The following is an 18,837-nucleotide window of genomic DNA, read 5'->3' as shown; positions in this document are numbered from 1 at the left end:
GAAGATCGCGCGTGAGGCCACCATCAGAGCCGATGCCCGGCCTCGATAGCCCGGCGCACGCTGCCGTAGTGGCGCAGCAGTTCGTTGGCCACCTCATAGGTCACGCCAAGCCCCTCCATCACCATCCGGGTTCCGCGGTCAATGAGCTTGTTGTTGCTCAGTTGCATGTCCACCATGCGGTTGCCCTTCACACGCCCGAGTTTGATCATCACGCTGGTGCTGATCATGTTCAGCACGAGTTTCTGCGCGGTGCCGCTCTTCATGCGTGTGCTGCCGGTCACGAACTCCGGACCCACGGCCACGACCATGGGATGCTTCGCGATGACGGCCACCGGGCTGCCGGGGTTGCAGGTGATGCCGCCGGTGAGGATGCCTTTGTCGCTGCTGGACTCCAGCGCGCCGATCACATAGGGCGTGGTACCGCTGGCGGCGATGCCCACCACGGTGTCGTCCCCACCGATGTGGTGTTCCTGCAGGTCCTTCCAGCCCTGTTGCGGGTCGTCCTCGGCGAATTCCACCGCACGGCGGATGGCACCATCACCACCGGCGATCAGACCGATGACCAGGCCATGCGGCACGCCGAAGGTGGGCGGGCATTCGCTGGCGTCCACGATGCCGAGGCGGCCGCTGGTGCCCGCGCCGAGGTAGAACAACCTGCCGCCACGCGCCATACGCTCGTGCAGGGCGTCCACGAAAGCCTCGATCGCTGGGATGGCCTGCGCCACGGCATCGGCCACGGTGCGGTCCTCGCTGTTGATGGCGCGCAGCAGGTCGCCGGTGGACATGCGCTCCAGATCGTCGTGCCGCGAGGTTTGCTCGGTGATGCGCTCCATGGCCACAAAGGAAGCGGGCACGCCCCCCTATTCGAGCACCAATTTGCAAACCACCACGGCATCCGCGAGATGCACGCGCAACAGGCAGGTGCCGGCCGGTAGTGTGCCACGTTGGAAGGTGGCCCGGCCTGCGTTGATGCTGATGTCGCGCAGCATGCGGCCTGTGGCGTCCAGCAACTCCACACGCAGGATGCGATGGTCCTTCGCATCGATGTGCCAGGCATCGCTGGCGGGAATGGGGAAAACACGCAGCAGGTCCACATCGGTCGGTTCGTCCACACCCACGAAGCCACATGCTTCCCCAAGGTCCATGGCCAGGAAAAGCCGGGGCGTGAGGTAGCCGAAGATGGTGTCGGCGTAATGCCTGCCTTTGGCAGGACCCATGTCGGGGTTGTACAGAAGCGCCGCGTCATGGGTCGTCACGCCCGGTACGATCTCCACCTGCGCGTTGGGATGCTGAGGGTCCCACCAATGCCAGGGATGTGCTTCGTGGTTGAAGCCGGGGACAAGAGGACGCACCACGGGGAATAGACCTTCCGCCTGCTCGGGTGGAGAGATCACCTCATCCCATACGGTGGTGCTATACAGGGCTCGTGCGCGGTCGGTGAAGGGGTCGCCGGGCATACTTGGGAAAGCCGCGTTGTTGCCCACGGCGTTGCTGCGCCTCACCAACGCTTCGGAACCATGGGAGTGCATCATGTAGGCGGCCAGGCCAGGCGCGATGATGGGGGCATGGTCGAAGGGAACGAAGGGGTCCGCGACGCCATGGAAGGCCACCAATGGAGCATCGCCAGGTTCGATCCACAAGGTGTCGGGCAGGTTGGCGCCAAGACCCACCACCACGCGCACCGAGGTCGTCTGGCCAGTCGGCCGGTAGAGGTTGAGGAGGCCTCCCTCGCCTTGCGGTCCGCCGGCGAGCAAGGTGTCGATGTAACTGCTGTTGGCATCATTCGGGTCCATGAGCAACTGTCCGCTGTGCAATTCCTCCGTGCGGTCCCAATAGCCGGTCGCGATCGCGGTGCGCCCACCGAAGCCTACGCCCATCACGGCCATGCGGTCGGGGTCGATACCGTGCGGGTCGTCCTCACCGGCGCTGTTGGTGAGCCAACGCATGGCCTGCCTGGTATCCTGCATGGTGCGGTACAGCGCGTTGTAGTACGACCAGCGGAGATCGTCCAGGGTCCAGGCGAGCGGGTTCCAGCCCGGTCGCGTGTCGATAGCAGCCGCCACATAGCCGCGCCTGGCCAGCCGGCGGCACCATTCCACCACGCTGCTGTCCGTACGCATGCCATAAGGCTGCCAGGTATTGGGCACGGGCAGCCAGGATCCATCGTGCAGCACCAGCACCACAGGCCGGTCCGTGCAGGGGTCATCCGCGGGCAGCGGGGCATAAACGTCCATGTGCAAGGCCGACAGTTTGACGCAGGTGCTGGGATCGGCCTCGTCGAACCAGGCTTCCGGATAGGCCACGGCCTCATCCGTGAGCTGCTGCAACAAGGCCATTTCGGTGGCGAAGCCCGGGCAGGTCCAGGGGGAGTTCAGCCAGTTCGTATTGATCCCGAAGACGAGATCCGTGGTGATGCCGATCTGCGCATCGGTGAAGACCTCCTGGAGATAGCGTTGACCCGTGGCGGTCATCGCCATGCAGAGGTTGGCGGAGAAGAGGACCAGGCGCCGCATGTGGTCCATCGAAGATAGGGCCGTACCTGACCGGATGTAACAAGGAAAGGGCCGCCAAGCGGCGGCCCTTTCGAGAAGGTCAGGACGGTCGTGGGTCACTCGAGCACCACCCGGCGCACGAGTTCACCATCAGCGAAATGCAGCTTGATGATGTACACGCCGGGCTGCAAGCCCTGGCGCTCCATCACCACGCGGTCGCTGTTCACAGTGGCGGTGCGCTGCAGGCGGCCGTTCACATCGAACACCTCATAGGCGCGGATGCCGGCATGCTTGCTTACCATGAACACGCGGTCATTGGCCGGGTTCGGGAACACGCTCACCTCATGGGCCTGCGCGGTCTCCTCCTCCTGGCCCACCCACAGGCAGGGCGCGTCGAAACTCAGGGCGGCATAGATGCGCGGATTCAGGTAGCCCATGACGGTGTCGATGTAGGCGCGGGCCTTCTGTGGGCTCATGTCCGGGTTGCTCGCCATCGAGGCCATGTGGGCGGTGATCCCGGGCGCAACTTCGGCGAGCGCCAGCGGATGGTTGGGGTCCCAGAATTGCCAGGGGCTGGCCTCATCGCCGGCAGGTGCGGGCCAGCGCGGTCGCAGGAACGCGTTGAGTCCCTCCACACCGGTGTTCACCGTCACGCCGTCGTAGGTGTTGCCATAGCGGCTGCGGGCCGCGATCGTGTATGGGTCGGCGCTGGGGAACTCCGAGAAGCTCATGTTGCTGTTGTACTGGTTCGCCAGTTGCAGGAACAGGTTCGGACCCTGCACATCCACCACGGGGCCACCGGTGGTGGGCACGATCACGATGCCTTCAGTAAATGGCGCGAAGGGATCGAACACGGTGTGGAAGCATACCATGGGACCGTCACCTGGTTCCAGCCAGCTGGTGTCGGCCAGTGCCCCGCCCATGTTGGCGGTGAAATGCGACTTGTGGTCGTAGCCGTTGGGCCGGTACAGGTTGAGCAGGCCGCCGAATCCGGACAGGTTGCCCACGAGGTTCGTATCCACATAGCTCACCGTGGGATCGAAAGGATTGGGGCGGAACTTTTCAATGAACAGTTCGGCGGGCTTGTCCAGCGTGGCATGGGCCAAAGCGATATAGCCGCCGGTACCTTCCCCGAGCACGATGATCCGGTCTCCGCAGATGTTGTATTGGTTCTCGCCACCAGCCTCGGCGCTCTCCTTCATGGTGCGGATGAAGTGGCGCGTGTCATGCAGCGCACGGTAGATGGCGTTCAGCAATTGCGCGCGGCGCTCCTCCTCGGTGGGGGCCAGCGGGTTCCAGCCCAGGCGGTAGCTCACGCTGGCGGCCACGTAGCCGCGGCGGGCCATGCGCTTGCAGACCTCCACGGCGGTGCTGTCCGTACGGCGGCCATTGGGGCTGCCGTTGAAGGGCGGCGGCAGCGCGTTGCCCGTGTGCAGGTAGACCACCAATGGGCGTTTCGTTTCGGTGTCGATGCTCTGGTCCGGCTGGTAGAGGTCGAAGCGGACCGTGGTCACCTTCAGGGCCGTACTGGGGTTGGTGGGGTCGAAGTAGGCCGGGGGTATGGGCTGGCCCTGGGTCACCAGGCCCTGCAGTTCAATGGCGTTGGCCAGCACCTGCTGCTGATCGGTCAGCGTGGAAGTGAGGAAATCGATGTTCACCCCATAGGGGATGTCCGGTGTCACCGTGATCTGGGCATTGGTGAACACCTCGGTGAGGTATCGCTGGGCGGGGGCGTTGGCCGCCACGGCCACAAGGGCGATACCCAGAAGGGCGCGTAGGGTTCGTTTCATGATCGAAATGGGTTTGTGCCGATAAAGGTAATCAGCGTGCTCGCTTGTCTAATTCGTAGATGACCTGGACGTAACCCAGGCGGCCGATGTAGGGTCCGCCATAGACCATCAACACGTTGTTGTTCCAGGCCCGTTCCAAGCGCTCACCATCCGGCACACGGCGGTCGAACAAGGGCACCAGGCCGAAGAGGTTGCTGCAGCCCACCTTCACCATCAGGTGCCGCTCGGGGAACTTCACGTTCACCTGCGCGTCCACCATGTCGTAGCTGGGAATGCGCCCGGTGAACTGTGGCGAGCCCTCGAAGACGAAACCCTCGATGTAGCGGTGCGTCACGCCCCAGCCCAGGTTGGGCTTGCCGCTGAAGGGCACCTTCATATCGTGTCCGACGATGCTCACATTGAACTTGTTCCGGGGGGTGTTGAAGGCGGGGATGATCGGGTCGTCCTCACCGCTCACCAGCTGGTTGTAGCTGTAGTTCACCGCGTAGGTCATCCGCTGGCGGTAGTAGTTCACCCCCGCATTGGCGCCCTGGGTCCGCACCATGTCCGTGGCGTTCGCGGCCAGGCGGTAGGCCTGGAGACCGCCCACAGGGAATCCCGTGATGGGGTCGATGTTGGCGCTGATGCCGATCAGGTAGCCGATGAAGTCGGTGTACCAGCTGCTGTAGGCGCCCAGGTCCACGTAGAATTTCTCGAAGTGCGTGCCCCGGTAGCCTGCCTCGATGGTCTTCACCTGCTCGGGCCGCAGGCGGTCCACGTTGAAGTATTCCAGCAGGGACCTGCCGGTGACCAGGTTGGTGGCCGATCGGTAGGCGTTGAAGCTGGCGATGGTGATCAGGCTGTCACGCCCCTCCTCGAACTGGCCATCCACGTTCCCCAGCAGGATGGCGCGGCCCACATTGTAATAGAGGTATTGGTCCGCCAGGGTGGGGTTGCGCACGGCGCTGCTGAAGCTCACGCGGAAAGTGCGATCGGCGTTGGGCACATACACCAGCGTTGCCGCGGGGCTGAACAGTGCCTTGAAATTCTGGTTCTTGTCCATGCGCATCGTCACGGTGCCGCGCAGCTTGTTCTCCATGAAGCTGCGCTCCACGCCGGTGTAGATGCCGAACTCGCTGTTGCGGATGCGCACGTCGCCGGTGTCGCGGAAGATGGTACCCGCGCTGTTGGGCATGTATTGCCGGAAGTTGCCGCCCACCGCCACCTCCATGCGGGCCACGGTGTCCTGCTCACCGCCGGGCTTGAAACGGTATTCGCCCATGGCATGCGCCAGCTGCGACCGGTCGAAGAAGAGTGAGCCGCCCTCGGTGAAGCGCTTGCTGGTGATCTCCTCCAGCTTGTCGTCGAAGCGCTGGGTGCCCACCACGTAGGCCGGGTCCAGCTGCAGGTTGTCAACGCTGTTCACCGAGTCGGCCACCATCTGGTGGATGTTCGCGAAGGTCTCCTGGTTGTTGTTGATGAAGTTGGTGAGCCATGCGTCATAGAGTTCCTCCGAGTTGATCCCTTGTGCCCCGGCCTGGCTGGTGGTTAGCCACCCGGGGATCTGGGGCAGCAGGGTGGGGCGCACCCAGAAGTCCCACAGGGTGAAGTAGCGGATGTTCCATTCACGCGTGGGCCCGGCGGCCTCCTGCATGCGCACGCCGGTGGTGAAGATGTCGTACGTGCGGCCCGCGTCCTCGCCGGTGAGGTAGCCGCGCAGGAACCACCTGCCCTCGCGGCGGATCTCCAGCCGCTGTTGCCAGAATTGGATGTCCTTCAGGCGGTATCGGTTCTCGCCCTGATATACCGTGCTGCCCCGGCTGTAGTTGCTCGCGGCGATCACCTCCACACTGTCGGTCAGCTTGTAGTGCAGCGATGCGCCCGCCTTCAGATTGTCGGTGCCATAGTCCACCAGGTCGGTCTCCCGGTAACCGGGTCGCACGAAGAGACCCAGACCGGGATAGCTGCGGCGGTCGAAGAAGTTGCGCGTGAAGTCACTGTTCACCTCGGTCAGTTCGTCGCCGTAGATGTTCACCGCATCGAAACGCCCGGGGTTGAGGCGTCCGGTGGGGGAGTTGCTCGTGGGGTCATAGTTCTCGGCGTACCAGTCCTCGGCGCGCAGGGCGAAGAGGTTCAGTTTGTAGGCGAAGCGCTCCTGGCCATCCTTGCCTTTGAGCACCTGCGCCCAGCGCACAGCCCCCTCCAGCATGTCGCGCTGGCCGCCTTTGGCGCTGACTGAAAGGCCGGGGAAGGCCCAGGGGCTCTTGGTGGTCATGTTCACCACGCCATTGAAGGCGCCCGGTCCGAAGTAGGCGGTGCTGGCCCCGGCGATCACGTCCACCTTCATCACGTCCAGGTCGGAGGCGCCCAGGAAATTGCCCAGCGAGAAGTTCAGGCCGGGGCTCTGGTTGTCCACACCATCGATCAGTTGCAGGCTGCGCACGGGGCTGGTGCTGTTGAAACCGCGCGTGTTGATCACCTTGAAGCCGAAGCTGGCCGCCACCATGTCCACGCCCTTCAGCGTGCCCAGGCTTTCGTAGAAATCGCCGCTGGCCGCTTCGCGGATGGCGATCACATCCATGCTCTCCACGGTCAGTGGGGCCTGTTTCTGCTTCTCGCTGATGCGGCTGCCGATCACCTCGGCCTCCTTCAGCAACACCTGGTCGGTGCTCAGCTTGAAGCGCAGGTTCTGGTCCAGGCTCTTCACCTCGATGGTCTGCGTGAGGTAGCCCAGGTAGCTCACCTCCAGGGTGTACGGGGGCAGTTCATTCACCCCGATCTCGAAACGCCCGTTGACATCGGTGACCCCGCCGGTGGTCGTTCCCTTCAGCACCACGGCCGCGCCGATGAGCGTCTCGCCGGTGATGCCGTCCACCACCGTGCCGCGCAGCATGTATTGCTGGGCCGCGAGGTGCAGGTTCAACAGCAGGACCGCCACGACCAAGGCCGACAGCCGTGGTGGGAAAGCGCAACGCGACATGGGATGCGGCCGGGTAAATGGTTGGATGGCCGCCAAGATAGCGGGCCATTCGGATCATGCGCAGGGACCGGCTCAGCGGTCCTCGACCACCAGGCGGCATTGCCCGATGGGCTTGCCGCCGTGCCGCAGCACGATCCATTGGATACCCGGCACGATCGGCATTTGTGAAGGCGCCAGCTGGGAGTAGCCTGGCCCGGGCGTGATGTCCAAGGGGCGCATCCTGCCTTCGTCGGACCACCATTCGAGTTGTGCGGCTCCTTTCACCGCGGCATGCTGGATCGTCAGTTCCTGGCCCCGGGCGATGGGGTTGGGCCAACAGCGCATGGTCGGATCCGATGTATGGTCCACGGCCACCACACGCAGATCGTGCGGGGTGCCGTCCTCGTCCTCTTCCACCAGGTGGTAATAGAGAACTCCACCGTGCGCGGGCCGGTCGGTCGCCTGGTAGTGCGTCACGGTCATGCTGTGGCCCATGGCCGCTTGTGCCGACACCGTTGTGCGGTCCAGCAGGTCCGTGCTGCGCTGCACCAGGAAGCGTTGCGACCCGCTCTCCGAGGCGGTGGACCAGTGCAGGTCCACCCCGTCACCGCTGGATGATCCGGTAAAGGCGATCAGTTCCACGGGCAGCACATCATAAGGCCAGGCCACCGGTCCATACGTTGCACCATTGTTGGTGCTCCAGTACGTGGTGTTGCAGATCCTGATGGTCTCACTGTTGCCCGATGCGTTGGGATCGGGCAGCACGGCACCACCGGCCTGCACCAGCACGAAGGAGCCACAGGAAAAGGTGAGTTTGGAACCCGTGCCGCTGAATTGGAGCGTGCCATGGATGATGAGGAAGATGGGCGCGCCGTTGTACACATGGTTGCCGGTGACGGTGATGATGTGTCCGGCCTGTATGATCAGGGTGTCGCCGGCCACCGGGGCACGTCCACAACTCCATCTGGCAGCTTGGTTCCAAGCTCCGTTGCTGATGGTGGTGCAGGTCACGGCGGAGGCATCGATATAGGCGAGCGTCATCGCCAGGGCAGCGATGGTCCGGGTAATGGAATGGAACAACCCCCGAGCCCCGCAAGTCTTCCAGGTTCCTGTCATGGCGCGGCTTTGAACGGGAAGGCGCCGAATTGGTTCCGCACCCAGCTTGGGGCTTCCGGGCCTTTGTCGCATCGACCTCGGAGTTGCTGTTGCAACTTTGCCATCGTTCAACGCATCCTGTCCGATCCATCCCGGCCATGCCCATCTCCATCACCTTCCACGGCGCGGCCGGCACGGTCACAGGCAGCAAGCACTTGTTGGAGATCGAGCGAAAGGATGGCAGCATCGCACGGCTGTTGTTGGATTGTGGCATGTTCCAAGGCGAAGCGTTGGCCGATGGCAGCGGCAAGGACCGCAACCGCCGGTTCGGCTTCGACCCCGAATCGATCGATGCGCTCGTCCTCAGCCATGCGCACATCGACCACAGTGGTCTGGTGCCCCGCCTGGTGAAGGAGGGTTTTCGCGGAAGCATCTGGAGCACCCCCGCCACGCGCGACCTCTGCGCCATCATGCTGGAGGACAGCGCCCGGATACAGGAGTATGATGCCGGTTATGAGCGCAAGCGCGCGCATCGCCAGGGCCGCAGCGTGGAGGGCGGTGAGCCGCTCTACACCGTGGACGATGTGCCCCCCGCCATGGCGCGTTTCCAGACCATGGAATACGGTGAGCGGCTCGACATCCTCCCGGGCGTAGCGCTCACCTTCACCGATACGGGCCACATCCTCGGCAGTGCGGCCGTGCATCTCCACCTCGATGATGGTGACCGCATGGTGCGGCTCGCCTTCACCGGCGACGTGGGCCGCTATGTGGACAGACTGCTGCCACCACCGGTGCCCTTCCCGCAAGCCGATGCGATCATCTGTGAAGGCACCTACGGCGACCGCGACCATGCGCCCATCGCCGAGGCGGAGGAGGAACTGCTGCGCCATGTGCGGGAGGTCTGTGTAGAGCGCAGTGCGCGCCTCATCATCCCGGCGTTCAGCATCGGCAAGACCCAGGAGATCCTCTACACCCTGAACGCGTTGAGCAACGCCGGCCGGTTGCCCAGGATCCCGGTCTACGTGGACAGCCCCCTGGCCATTGGCGCCACGGAGATCGTGCGCCGATATGAGAAACTCTTCCGCAATGAGGTGCGCGAGGAGTTGCATCACGACCCCGACCTCTTCTCCTTCCCCGGGGTCACCTTCGTACGCGATGCCGAAGGCAGCAAGCGACTCAATACGCTGCGTGAACCCTGCATCGTCGTCAGCGCCAGTGGCATGATGGAGGCCGGCCGGGTGCGCCACCACCTGCTGCACGCCCTGCCCGATCCCGCCAATGCCTTGCTCGCCGTTGGTTTTTGCGCGCCCGGTACGCTGGGCCATGAATTGCTGGCCGGTGCGCGCACAGTGCGCATCTTCGGCGAGGAGGTGCCTGTGCGCGCCGAGGTGCTGCGCATGGACTTTTACAGTGCCCACGCCGACCGTGGCGAATTGCTGCGCTATCTCGCCTGCCAGAACGCCGCAGAAGTGCGGAAGTTCTTCCTGGTCCACGGACACCAGAAGGCCCTGGGCGCCTTCCAGGAACAAGTGGTGCGGGCGGGCTTCACGGACACGGTGGTGCCGCGCCGGGCCCAACGCTTCTTCCTTTGAAAGGAACGCGCCCGATGCCGATATTGGCGGCGCACCGATCCCTGCGGCTGGACGACCGGACCCCATGCGACAACTTCTGACGGCCTTCCTGCTGCTTGTCCTGGTAAGCCTCAACTGCCTGCTGAACGTGCGTTTGGTGGTGGGCGAGAACCCGCTGCCGCCGCTGGGCCGCTTCCTTTCCCCGCAGGAAGGTTTCTGGCGCAATGCGGATCCCTTGGACGCGAGGCCCCCGCGGACGATAGGACTCCAGGGCCTTTCCGCGCCGGTGGAAGTGGCGTGGGACGAGAGTGGCGTGCCACATCTCTTCGCCGCCAACGACACGGACCTCTACCGCGCACAGGGCCATGTGATGGCCATGCTGCGGCTGTGGCAGCTCGATTTCGTGGCACGTGCCGCGGCTGGGCGCATCAGCGATATCGTGGGTGCGCGGGCCTTGGAGTTCGATCGCGACAAGCGACGCAAAGGCATGCTCACAGGCGCCCAGGCCAGCATCGACCCCTTGTTGGACGAAGGGGGCATGGAACCCTTGCTGCGCGCCTATGCCGATGGATACAACCAGTATCTGGCCACCCTGCGCTACCGGGATCTGCCGGTGGAGTACAAGTTGCTGTCCTACCGGCCTGAGCCCTGGTCCCCGCTGCGTTCGGCGCTGGTGCAGCAATACATGATCGACAACCTCAGCGGCTGGGACCGCGACGCGGAGAACACCCACGCACTCGCCGCCCTCGGCAGGGACCTCTTCGAGTTGCTGTTCCCATCACGCCCGCCGGGGGTGGTGCCCACGGTGCCCACGGACTCCGTGTGGCCCTTCATCCCGGAAACCATGGCCCCGCCGCCGGACTACGATCCACTCTACGGCTACGCCACCGATGCGCACCGCAGCGATCCGGCCAATGGCAGCAACAACTGGGCGGTTCATGGGAGCCGCAGCGTCAACGGACATCCGCTGCTGGCGAACGACACACATCTGGGCTTGAATTTTCCGCCCATCTGGATGCCGATCCAACTTTCGACGCCGGAGCACAAGGTCTTCGGCTTCACCATACCGGGGGCCTGCGGGGTCATCATCGGCCACAACGAGCATGCGGCCTGGGGCGTGACCAACGCGCCGCGCGACACCAGGGACTGGTACCGCATCACCTGGCAGGATGGGAAGCGATCGAAATATCTGCATGGCGGGGAATGGCTGCCGGTGGACCACTGCGTGGAAACGATCAAGGTGCGCGGTGAAGCGGACGTCATCGATACGGTACGTCTCACCCTGCACGGCCCGGTGGTGCATGAAGCCGGCGGCGGCGACCCGGCTTCGGGGCATGCGCTGGCCTTGCGTTGGACCGGGCATGAAGCGAACCTGACGCAACGGGCGCTCTATCTGAACAACAGGGTCCGCGGCCACGCGGACCACGTGGAAGCGATGCGCTGGTTCCACGCCCCGGCGCAGAACTGGGCCTTCGCCACGGTGGACGGGACCATCAGCATGCGTGTGCAGGGGCGTTTCCCCAACAAGTGGAAGGAGCAGGGCCGCTTCATTCTCGATGGGGCCGATATCGCGCATCGCTGGCAGGGTTGGATCCCCTTTGAACACACCGCAGTCCAGGTGGACCCCGCGCGCGGATTCGTCAGCAGTGCCAACCAGCACAGCGTGGACGAGGCCTATCCCTACTGGTTCCACAACGACCATCTGGAGTACTACCGCAACCGCAGCATCAACGCTGCGCTGAACAGTCTTCGCCAGTTCAATGTGCAGGACATGATGGACCTGCAGCAGAGCGCCTTCGACCTCAAAGCCGCTGAAGCCCTGCAAGCCCTGGTGCCTTTGCTGGACACTCTGCCGATGGACAGCATGGCCATGGCCACGCTGCACATGCTCCGCGAGTGGGACTGCGACAGCCGGCACGACCGTGAGGAGCCGACGCTTTTCAACCTGTGGTTCGATGGTGTGCGCGACAGCTTGTGGGCGCCACTTGCCCATCTGTCCGTTCATCCTATCGGTCTGCCCACGGCCTACAACACCATCCGCATCCTGGCGGACAGCACACTCCTCGATCGCGTGGAGAAGGCCTTGGGCGTGGATGCGCGCGAGGTGGTCTTCATGGCTTTCATCCGCATGCTTGAAAAACGCGTGGCGGAAGGACCCTTGCTCTGGCGCGACCACAACAATGCCCGCGTCACGCACCTGGCCATGATCGCGCCGTTCAGCAGGGAATTGATCCCCGTGAACGGCAGCGGTACGGCCATCAACGCGCAGCGTGGCGGCCATGGCCCCTCGCAGCGCTTCGTGGTGGAACTTTCGTCGCCACCGAAGGCATGGTTCCAATTGCCCGGTGGTGTCAGCGGCAACCCGGGCAGCCCGCGCTACGACGATCTGTTGGGGGAATGGCATGAAGGCGTATACCGCCAGGTGCGGTTCCTTTCCAGTGCCGAGGAGGGTTCGAAACAGGGCATGCCGACCACCACCTTCCAACCATGAGAACGCCGCTCACCTTCGTGGCCATCATCACCCTGGCCTGGCTGCTGGGCCTGTTCCTGCCGTTCTGGAGCCTGTCCATCGCCGCTGCGGCCGTTGGTTTCCTCGTCCATCCCGGCGGCTGGCGTTCACTGTTGGCGGGCCTTCTGGCAGGTGCGCTGCTCTGGGGTGGTCTGGCTTGGCATATCGACAGTGCCAACGCTTCGATTCTGGCCACACGCATCGGTCAGTTCTTCGGCACCGGTGCAACCGGCATGGTGTTGATCACCGCCGCACTGGGAGCGCTGCTCGCCGGCCTGGGCGCACTGCTGGGCGATCGCGTGCGCAACGCGTTCAGCTGAGCTGAACGTGGGCGCTAGGACCGGAAGCGCACGGCGTGCCGCACCGCTTCCGGCAGGGCCGGCAGCTTGCGGCGTTCGAATAGGAAACTGCTCAGGTCGGCGATGTCCTTGAAGATGTAGTGGCTGTCCTTGGCGCCCTTGAGGTAGCCGCTGCCGGTGCTGCCTCCGGTGCCCATGCGCAGGCCGATCATGCGGTGCACCACGTCGATGTGCCGCGATCGCCATTGGGCCATGCCCGCGTCGATGTCCAGCAGCACTTGCAGGAAGCGGAAGGGCATCTGCAGCAGCGGCTCGTCGCGATAGAGCATGATGAACAACGCGCTGCGGCAGGCCGCGGGGGAGAGCCGGCGTGGCGTGTCACCTTCCACGAAGATGTTCCGCCAGAGTTGGGCGTTCTTCTCCTCGCCGGCCACCAGCGTATCGGTGTAGATGCGCTCCAGCCGATCGAAGAAGGGATCCTCATCGGCGGACCAATAGCGCGCATCGAGGAAGGGCATGCGTTCCAGCCAGCCGTTCACAAGGTCCACCAGGGTGGGTTCCTGCTCCAGCGCCTCGATCTCCGCCTTGTGCTCGGGCCGCAGCTGGCTGGTGTAGTACTGCCTGCCGAATCGGTCCTCCATGCGCAGACCGAGCTTCGCCTCGACCACCTTGAACTGCATGCTCTGGAAGCCGCTCGCCGGGCGCAGCAGATCGCGGAAGTCCAGGAAATCCAGCGGGGTCATGGTCTCCAGCACATCCATCTGGTGCACGAGCAGGCCCAGAATGGTCTTGACGCGTTCCAACCGGTGTACCGCGATGGAGAGTTCCCCGGCGTTGTCGTCCACATGGCCGTCGGCGAACATGCCGATCACGCTGCCCACCTCATGGAGCACCTGTTTGAACCAGAGCTCATAGGCCTGGTGCACGATGATGAACAGCATTTCATCATGGGCTTCCACGCCGAGCTTGTCGCTCTCGGGGGCCTGCGCGCCAAGGATCTTGTCCAGCTGCAGGTAGTCGGGGTAGTACACGTTGCTCATGGGCTCGTGCGCCACATGGGGCGCGGGCCAAATGTAGCCGGGCCTTGTCGCCGCCAGCTTGATGCCGCTCATCGTCCGGGAGGCCCCGCGTTCCGGTGCGGTCCGGTACTTGCCTTGTGCACCGATAAATTCGCGTCCATGTCACGGTCATGCATGTTCCTTCTTTTGCTCGCACCACTTGGTGCATTGTCCCAGGAGAGCGTCAAGGATCTGAAGCAGGCCTCGGGCAAGGGCCGTGAAGTGATGCGCCCGGAGATCCACCTGCCCATTCCGGGTCCCCAGATGGTGGAGGACACATCGCGCGTGTATCTGCGCGTGGAGCGCATGCCCGAGTTCCCCGGTGGTGCCAAGGCCATCCAGCGCTACCTGGCGAAGAACACCCGGGTGCCGCCGGCATTCCGCGATGCGCAGATGGTCGGCGCGGTGCGCGTGGCATTCGTGGTGGGGGAGAAGGGCGAGATCCTGGAGACGCGCGTGAAGCGTGGACTGGGATACGGGTGCGATGAGGAAGCCCTGCGCGTGGTGGGCGCCATGCCACGCTGGAAGCCTGGCTCGCAGGATGGCAGGCCGGTGAAGGTGTGGCGCGAGGTGGATGTACGCTTCGACCAGCCGCAATAGATTCAGGCCCTCCGATCAGCCCAGTTTGCCGTGGACGTATCCGGCGAACTCCAGTTCGTCAACACGCGCGGTACCGGCCGCCAGCATGGGCGTATGGCGGAATACCATCGCCACCACCACCACGTAGCGGTCATCGGGGATCGTGTCGTTGGTGGCGTGCGGGCGGATCAGCAGCGCCTCGCCGAACGCCCCATCGAAGGGAATGGGCCGCTCGGGCCGGAAGAGGTACCAGTCACGGTCATCGCCCAGCACCACGCGTTGGCGCAATCGGCCGCGCAATGGCAGCATGCGGTGCAACGGCATGTAGTGCCGCACATCGGAGCGTTTCTCCGGGATCCGCAGCAGCAATTCCCTGCCCGTGAGGTCCTCGCCCCAGTTGGTCACCGGCAGCAGCATGCGCCACAGGCCGCCTTTGGGGCGCAGCGGGCCGATGTAGCCGGGTATGAAGCGGAAGGAACTGAAGCTCACCGCCAGATAGAGCAGCGTGGCGCCCATGGTGCCACCCTGCACCAGCAGCAAGGCCTGGGCGGCGTGGCGATCAGTGAGCAGGAACTTCATCACATAGGTGAACAGGAAGATCGCCAGCAGCGCATTGATGATGCGGTAGCGGAACATCGTGGGCTTCGGCACCATGTGTTCCTGGTAGTGTGGCGAGAGGTTCACGAGGTTGGTCTTCATGGCCACCCACAGATGCATGCTGGCCAGCAGGAAAAGCAGGGTGATGAGGTAGGGGCGGTCGGGCGCCATGAGCCACAGATCGTAAAAGCCATGCGCCATGGCGGCCAGCAGCAAGGCCGCGGCACCAGCGAGTACCGTGGAGCGGCCGCGGTGCCGGGCGATGGCGATGGCGTAGGCCACAATGGAGGTGAAGAACATGTGCGCCACACTGGCGTAGAGCGTTCGTCCACCCACGGCGAAGAGTTCGGATCCGCCCAGGTAGTCCACGTTCTCCACAAAGGCGAAGGCCAGCGCGCTGATGCTGCCGTAGAGGATCAGGTCGAAGGGTTCGTCGGCCTGCTTGGTGAACAGCAGGATGGCCACCAGGGGTATGAGCTTCACGATCTCCTCCGTGAGGCCGATGGCGATGAAGCAATACCACCAGTCGTTCCACAGTGTGCCATCCAGCCGAAGCCCCAGGCCGCTCTCGGCCATTTCGCGCAGCGGGAATACCAGCGGCACCACCACACAGCCCAGAAGGAAGGTGGCCAGCACCCAGCCCCATCCCTCATGGGCGAAGGGATCGAGCCAGGTGAGGTAGCGGTACCAGGTGTAGGAGATCAGGAAGGAGACGACGACGTTGACCGTCATGGCCATCCAGGAGATACCCGCGAGAATCCCTTCGAGTCCGCTGTACCGCACGAAGACCACCGGCACCACGATGAGCAGGGCGAACACCAGGCCGGCGCGCCTGGTGGGAGGACCAAGCACGCCGGATCGGTGGATGCGTGATACGATGCGATGGTCCCGCCGCAACTGCGTGGCCACCAAGGCCACCATCGCCATGAAGGGGAGCAGGGCCCACATGGCGGCAATATAGCCGGGGGCCTCCGCTGTCAGCGATCAACGGGCTTGCCGCCCTTGTGCCGGTGGCCGCCGTGCTGGTGGCCCTTGCGTTGGCCGTCGCCCTTTTCATGCGCGGCCCTGCGCTCGGCCTTCAACTGTTCCTTGCGTGCTTTCTGCTCCGGGGTTAGCACGGCCTGCATCGCATCGTGTTTCGCGTTGCGCAATTCCTTCATCGCGGCCTGGCGTTCCGCCTCGTCCTCCATCTTGCGCACATCCGCCATGCGCCGCGCATGGTCCGCGTGGATCGCGCGCATCCTGGCCGTCTGGTCCTCGCTCAGCGACAATTGCTCGGTCATCCGGGCCAGGCGCGTTTCGAAGTCCTTGCCCTTGTGCATGGGCTTCGAGGTGTCCTGCGCGAACGCGGCGGTGCCCACCAACAGGGAACCCGCCACCAGCAGGTGCCCCATCATTCTGTTCCAGTTCTTCATGGTCCTTTGGTTTTGGTTGTACGACCCGCTGCCTGTGGCAAGGTTCGATCCCGAAATGCCAAGAAATGTCAAGCATCCAGCCGGGCGTCCGCACCACCGATGGCCTCCTCCACTTCCTGCATCCGCTCCAAGGTGTGGTATTCCGCGGGTGGCAGCACAAGCTCCGCCGCGGCCAGGGCCAGATCGTGCGTGCTGCGCGAAATGGCGCGGTTCACCAGTTGCGCGGTGCTGAGGTCGATGCTCCGCAGATGGCCCTCGCGCGCGGCGATGTTCACTTCGCGCATGCCGTTCGCATCAGCCTGTTCCAGCACACGCATGATGGCGGCGAGCTCGGTGACGTCATCATGCGGCTCGCCGTCCTCCAGCACCTTCGCGATGCGCATGTGGGAGACCATCATCCGCTTGCGCAGCATGGCATGGAAGCGGTCCAGGAAGGCGCTGGTGTCCTCGAAACCGTCGATGTTGCCCTTCACGTCCTTGAGATTCTTGGCCGCGTACAAGGCCAGGCGCGCGGCATGTACCATCCGGTTCAACTCGTGTGATTCCGCCTCGGTGAGTTCATGCTTCTCCACCTGCGTGACGAAGGTGATGATGTCGGCCTGAAGCAGTTTCAGCGCGGTGTAATGTTCCTGGTAGGTGGCATGGTCCTCCTGTTCCATCAGTTGCGCCCCGTCCGGCAGCACCAGCTTTTTCTCGATACCGACCAGATCGAGGTGGAAGCCGATCGTTTCCAGCAGCAGCTGGCGCACTTCGTTGCGCACACCGGTGATGGCGGCCTCCGGCACATCGGGCACCGTGCGGCCAATGAACCGTGTGCGTTGCTCCTCCTTCTCCGGTATCGCGCGCTTGATCCACCCGGAGAACCAAGTGACGAAAGGCAGGAAGACCAGCACGCCCACCAGATTGAACAAGGTGTGGAAGAGGGCCAGGCCCATCACCGGGTCGAAGCCCTCGCCCAGGACGAAGGACACCGCACGCAGATAGATGGAGAGCCCTGCCAGCGCGATCACCGCGGCGAAGGTGTTGAAGGAGAGGTGCGACCACGCCAGCCGTTTCTTCACCACGGTGCCGCCCAGCGCCCCGAGGAAGACCGTGATGGTGGTGCCCACGTTGCTGCCGATGATCGCGAGGGCGCCCTCCCGGAAATCGAATACCCCGGCGTAAAGCGCGGTGAGCAGTATGGCCACGGTGGCCGAGCTGCTCTGCATCGCGGCGGTGAGCACCAGGCCCATGAGCAGGAAGACCCAGGGCCTGGCGTTCACGAGCAGGGAGGGGTCGAAGTCCTCGGCGAAGGCGGATACACTGTCCTTCATCTGATCCAGGCCCAGGAAGAGGAACCCGAAGCCCACCAGCAGGTGGCTCACCTGGCTGTACCGTGGTGACTTGCCCAGGAAGATGAGGACAAGGCCGCCCACGCCGATGAAGGGCAGTGCGAGTTGCTCGATATCCAGCTTGAAGCCGATGGTGGCCACGATCCAGCTGGTGGCCGTGGTGCCGATGTTGCTGCCCAGCACCACGCCGATGCCGCTTTCCAAGGTGACGATGCCCGCCCCCACGAAAGCGAGCACCATGAGGGTGACGGCCGAGCTGCTCTGCAGCAGGGCGGTGGCCACAGTGCCCGTGGCGATGGCCCTGCCGCGCGTGCTGGTGCCTTCACGCACCAGCCGCTTGAAGCTCCGGCCGCCAAGTTTGGCGATGGAATCCTCAATGAGCCGTATGCCGAAGAGGAAAATGCCCAGCCCGGCGAGCAGCAGCCAGATGTCCAGATGTTCCCACATGGGCAGGTGGCGCACAAGTTAGCGGGGGAATGACATGGGCGGAAACAAGGACGCGCCGCGAAATGCGCGACCTGCATCTGGTGGTCCGGAACAAGGTTCACCGATCGGCTGCTGCCTTGCACAGCTGTTCAGGGGTTCCTTCCACGCGGCGGATGCGCAAGAAGGACTTTTATTTCACCTACTGCTCCGGCGTCATGATCGGGCGCAGCCCGGCATCATGTTCGGAGAGGATGGCATCGCCGCGTGTGCCCTGCTGGCTACGGTCCAGGCCGGGGGCGTTGCGCGGGGCCTGCAACGCGCCTGCCCCACCAGGGTTTGCGCTGCCCGCCCCTTGATCCCCAATGGCATGTCAGCAAGCCGCCATGACCGGTTCGTTGGTGTGCTGTTCATGCCAGATGCAATTCGACATGCCATGCGGATGCTCCACCGGCAAGCGCCTGCCGGGGTAGCCCTGAATCCAAGCTCATCCGGCAAATGGATCGATCACCTATCAAGTGGATCCCTTCTCTTGCCAGATGGATCGATCCCTTTGATCAAGTGGATCCCTTCTCTTGCCAGATGGATCGATCACCTATCAAGTGGGTCCCTTCTTTTGCCAGATGGATCGATACACATGATCAGGTGGATCCCATATTCCGGCAGATGGATCGATCCCTTTGATCAATTGGATCCCTTCTTCCGGCAAATGGACCGACCCCTTTGATCAGGTGGATCCC

General features: G+C 63.9%; 13 protein-coding genes. 4 read left to right on the top strand and 9 right to left on the bottom strand.

Features of this window, described 5'->3' with window-relative positions:
* Positions 1-23: 23 nt before the first annotated feature.
* From murQ to KIT10_05495, 5 genes are all read right to left on the bottom strand, one after another.
* Positions 24-833 (bottom strand): N-acetylmuramic acid 6-phosphate etherase, encoded by an 810-nt coding sequence (gene murQ, locus KIT10_05515; GenBank protein ID MCW5898710.1) that lies wholly within the window; start codon positions 831-833, stop codon positions 24-26.
* A 27-nt stretch (positions 834-860) separates the two neighbouring features.
* Complete coding sequence (locus KIT10_05510; protein ID MCW5898709.1) at positions 861-2,513, bottom strand: hypothetical protein; 1,653 nt, start codon at positions 2,511-2,513, stop codon at positions 861-863.
* A 95-nt stretch (positions 2,514-2,608) separates the two neighbouring features.
* The gene (locus KIT10_05505; GenBank protein MCW5898708.1) at positions 2,609-4,282 is read right to left on the bottom strand and encodes a T9SS type A sorting domain-containing protein; all 1,674 of its coding nucleotides are present in this window, start codon (positions 4,280-4,282) and stop codon (positions 2,609-2,611) included.
* Positions 4,283-4,313: 31 nt separating this feature from the next.
* The gene (locus KIT10_05500) at positions 4,314-7,187 is read right to left on the bottom strand and encodes a TonB-dependent receptor (protein ID MCW5898707.1); all 2,874 of its coding nucleotides are present in this window, start codon (positions 7,185-7,187) and stop codon (positions 4,314-4,316) included.
* Positions 7,188-7,313: 126 nt separating this feature from the next.
* On the bottom strand, positions 7,314-8,261 hold the full coding sequence (locus KIT10_05495; GenBank protein MCW5898706.1) for a hypothetical protein: 948 nt from the start codon (positions 8,259-8,261) through the stop codon (positions 7,314-7,316).
* A gap of 212 nt (positions 8,262-8,473) precedes the next feature.
* Here KIT10_05495 and KIT10_05490 point away from each other — a divergent pair, with 212 nt between their 5' ends.
* The 3 genes from KIT10_05490 to KIT10_05480 all read left to right on the top strand — a co-directional run bounded on the left by KIT10_05490 (position 8,474) and on the right by KIT10_05480 (position 12,715).
* Positions 8,474-9,907, top strand: coding sequence for an MBL fold metallo-hydrolase (locus tag KIT10_05490; protein ID MCW5898705.1), 1,434 nt, complete (start codon positions 8,474-8,476; stop codon positions 9,905-9,907).
* Positions 9,908-9,971: 64 nt separating this feature from the next.
* A complete protein-coding gene (locus KIT10_05485; GenBank protein ID MCW5898704.1) occupies positions 9,972-12,377 on the top strand; it encodes a penicillin acylase family protein in 2,406 nt (801 codons plus the stop codon).
* Positions 12,374-12,715 carry a hypothetical protein gene (locus tag KIT10_05480; protein ID MCW5898703.1) on the top strand — a complete coding sequence of 114 codons (342 nt, stop codon included), beginning with the start codon at positions 12,374-12,376 and terminating at the stop codon, positions 12,713-12,715. Before KIT10_05485 ends, KIT10_05480 begins: the two co-directional genes overlap by 4 nt.
* Positions 12,716-12,729: 14 nt before the next feature.
* On the opposite strand, the gene KIT10_05475 is transcribed toward KIT10_05480, so the two are convergent.
* Positions 12,730-13,806, bottom strand: a complete 1,077-nt coding sequence (locus tag KIT10_05475) for a hypothetical protein (protein ID MCW5898702.1) — start codon at positions 13,804-13,806, stop codon at positions 12,730-12,732.
* 81 nt (positions 13,807-13,887) lie between these two features.
* Between KIT10_05475 and KIT10_05470 the strand changes: the two genes are divergently transcribed.
* Entirely contained in the window at positions 13,888-14,352 is a 465-nt protein-coding gene (locus KIT10_05470; protein MCW5898701.1) for an energy transducer TonB, read from the top strand.
* Positions 14,353-14,367: 15 nt separating this feature from the next.
* Here the strand turns inward: KIT10_05470 and KIT10_05465 are convergent, their stop codons facing one another.
* From KIT10_05465 to KIT10_05455, 3 genes are all read right to left on the bottom strand, one after another.
* A complete protein-coding gene (locus KIT10_05465; protein ID MCW5898700.1) occupies positions 14,368-15,876 on the bottom strand; it encodes a PrsW family intramembrane metalloprotease in 1,509 nt (502 codons plus the stop codon).
* Between the two features lie 29 nt (positions 15,877-15,905).
* Complete coding sequence (locus tag KIT10_05460; protein ID MCW5898699.1) at positions 15,906-16,343, bottom strand: hypothetical protein; 438 nt, start codon at positions 16,341-16,343, stop codon at positions 15,906-15,908.
* Between the two features lie 68 nt (positions 16,344-16,411).
* Entirely contained in the window at positions 16,412-18,121 is a 1,710-nt protein-coding gene (locus tag KIT10_05455) for a Na/Pi cotransporter family protein (protein ID MCW5898698.1), read from the bottom strand.
* Positions 18,122-18,837 lie beyond the last annotated feature (716 nt).

It is taken from the genome of Flavobacteriales bacterium, assembly GCA_026129465.1.
Taxonomy (GTDB): Bacteria; Bacteroidota; Bacteroidia; order Flavobacteriales_F; family PHOS-HE28; genus PHOS-HE28.
Note: the sequence above shows the minus strand (reverse complement) of the source record. Positions and strands in the feature narration are given on the sequence as shown.

Bases quoted from the DNA above. Each gene is read 5' to 3' on its own strand.
- murQ (MCW5898710.1), bottom strand. From the start codon at position 833: ATGGAGCGCATCACCGAGCAAACCTCGCGGCACGACGATCTGGAGCGC.
- KIT10_05510 (MCW5898709.1), bottom strand. From the start codon at position 2,513: ATGCGGCGCCTGGTCCTCTTCTCCGCCAACCTCTGCATGGCGATGACC.
- KIT10_05505 (MCW5898708.1), bottom strand. From the start codon at position 4,282: ATGAAACGAACCCTACGCGCCCTTCTGGGTATCGCCCTTGTGGCCGTG.
- KIT10_05495 (MCW5898706.1), bottom strand. From the start codon at position 8,261: ATGACGCTCGCCTATATCGATGCCTCCGCCGTGACCTGCACCACCATC.
- KIT10_05490 (MCW5898705.1), top strand. From the start codon at position 8,474: ATGCCCATCTCCATCACCTTCCACGGCGCGGCCGGCACGGTCACAGGC.
- KIT10_05485 (MCW5898704.1), top strand. From the start codon at position 9,972: ATGCGACAACTTCTGACGGCCTTCCTGCTGCTTGTCCTGGTAAGCCTC.
- KIT10_05480 (MCW5898703.1), top strand. From the start codon at position 12,374: ATGAGAACGCCGCTCACCTTCGTGGCCATCATCACCCTGGCCTGGCTG.
- KIT10_05475 (MCW5898702.1), bottom strand. From the start codon at position 13,806: ATGAGCGGCATCAAGCTGGCGGCGACAAGGCCCGGCTACATTTGGCCC.
- KIT10_05470 (MCW5898701.1), top strand. From the start codon at position 13,888: ATGTTCCTTCTTTTGCTCGCACCACTTGGTGCATTGTCCCAGGAGAGC.
- KIT10_05465 (MCW5898700.1), bottom strand. From the start codon at position 15,876: ATGTGGGCCCTGCTCCCCTTCATGGCGATGGTGGCCTTGGTGGCCACG.
- KIT10_05460 (MCW5898699.1), bottom strand. From the start codon at position 16,343: ATGAAGAACTGGAACAGAATGATGGGGCACCTGCTGGTGGCGGGTTCC.
- KIT10_05455 (MCW5898698.1), bottom strand. From the start codon at position 18,121: ATGTGGGAACATCTGGACATCTGGCTGCTGCTCGCCGGGCTGGGCATT.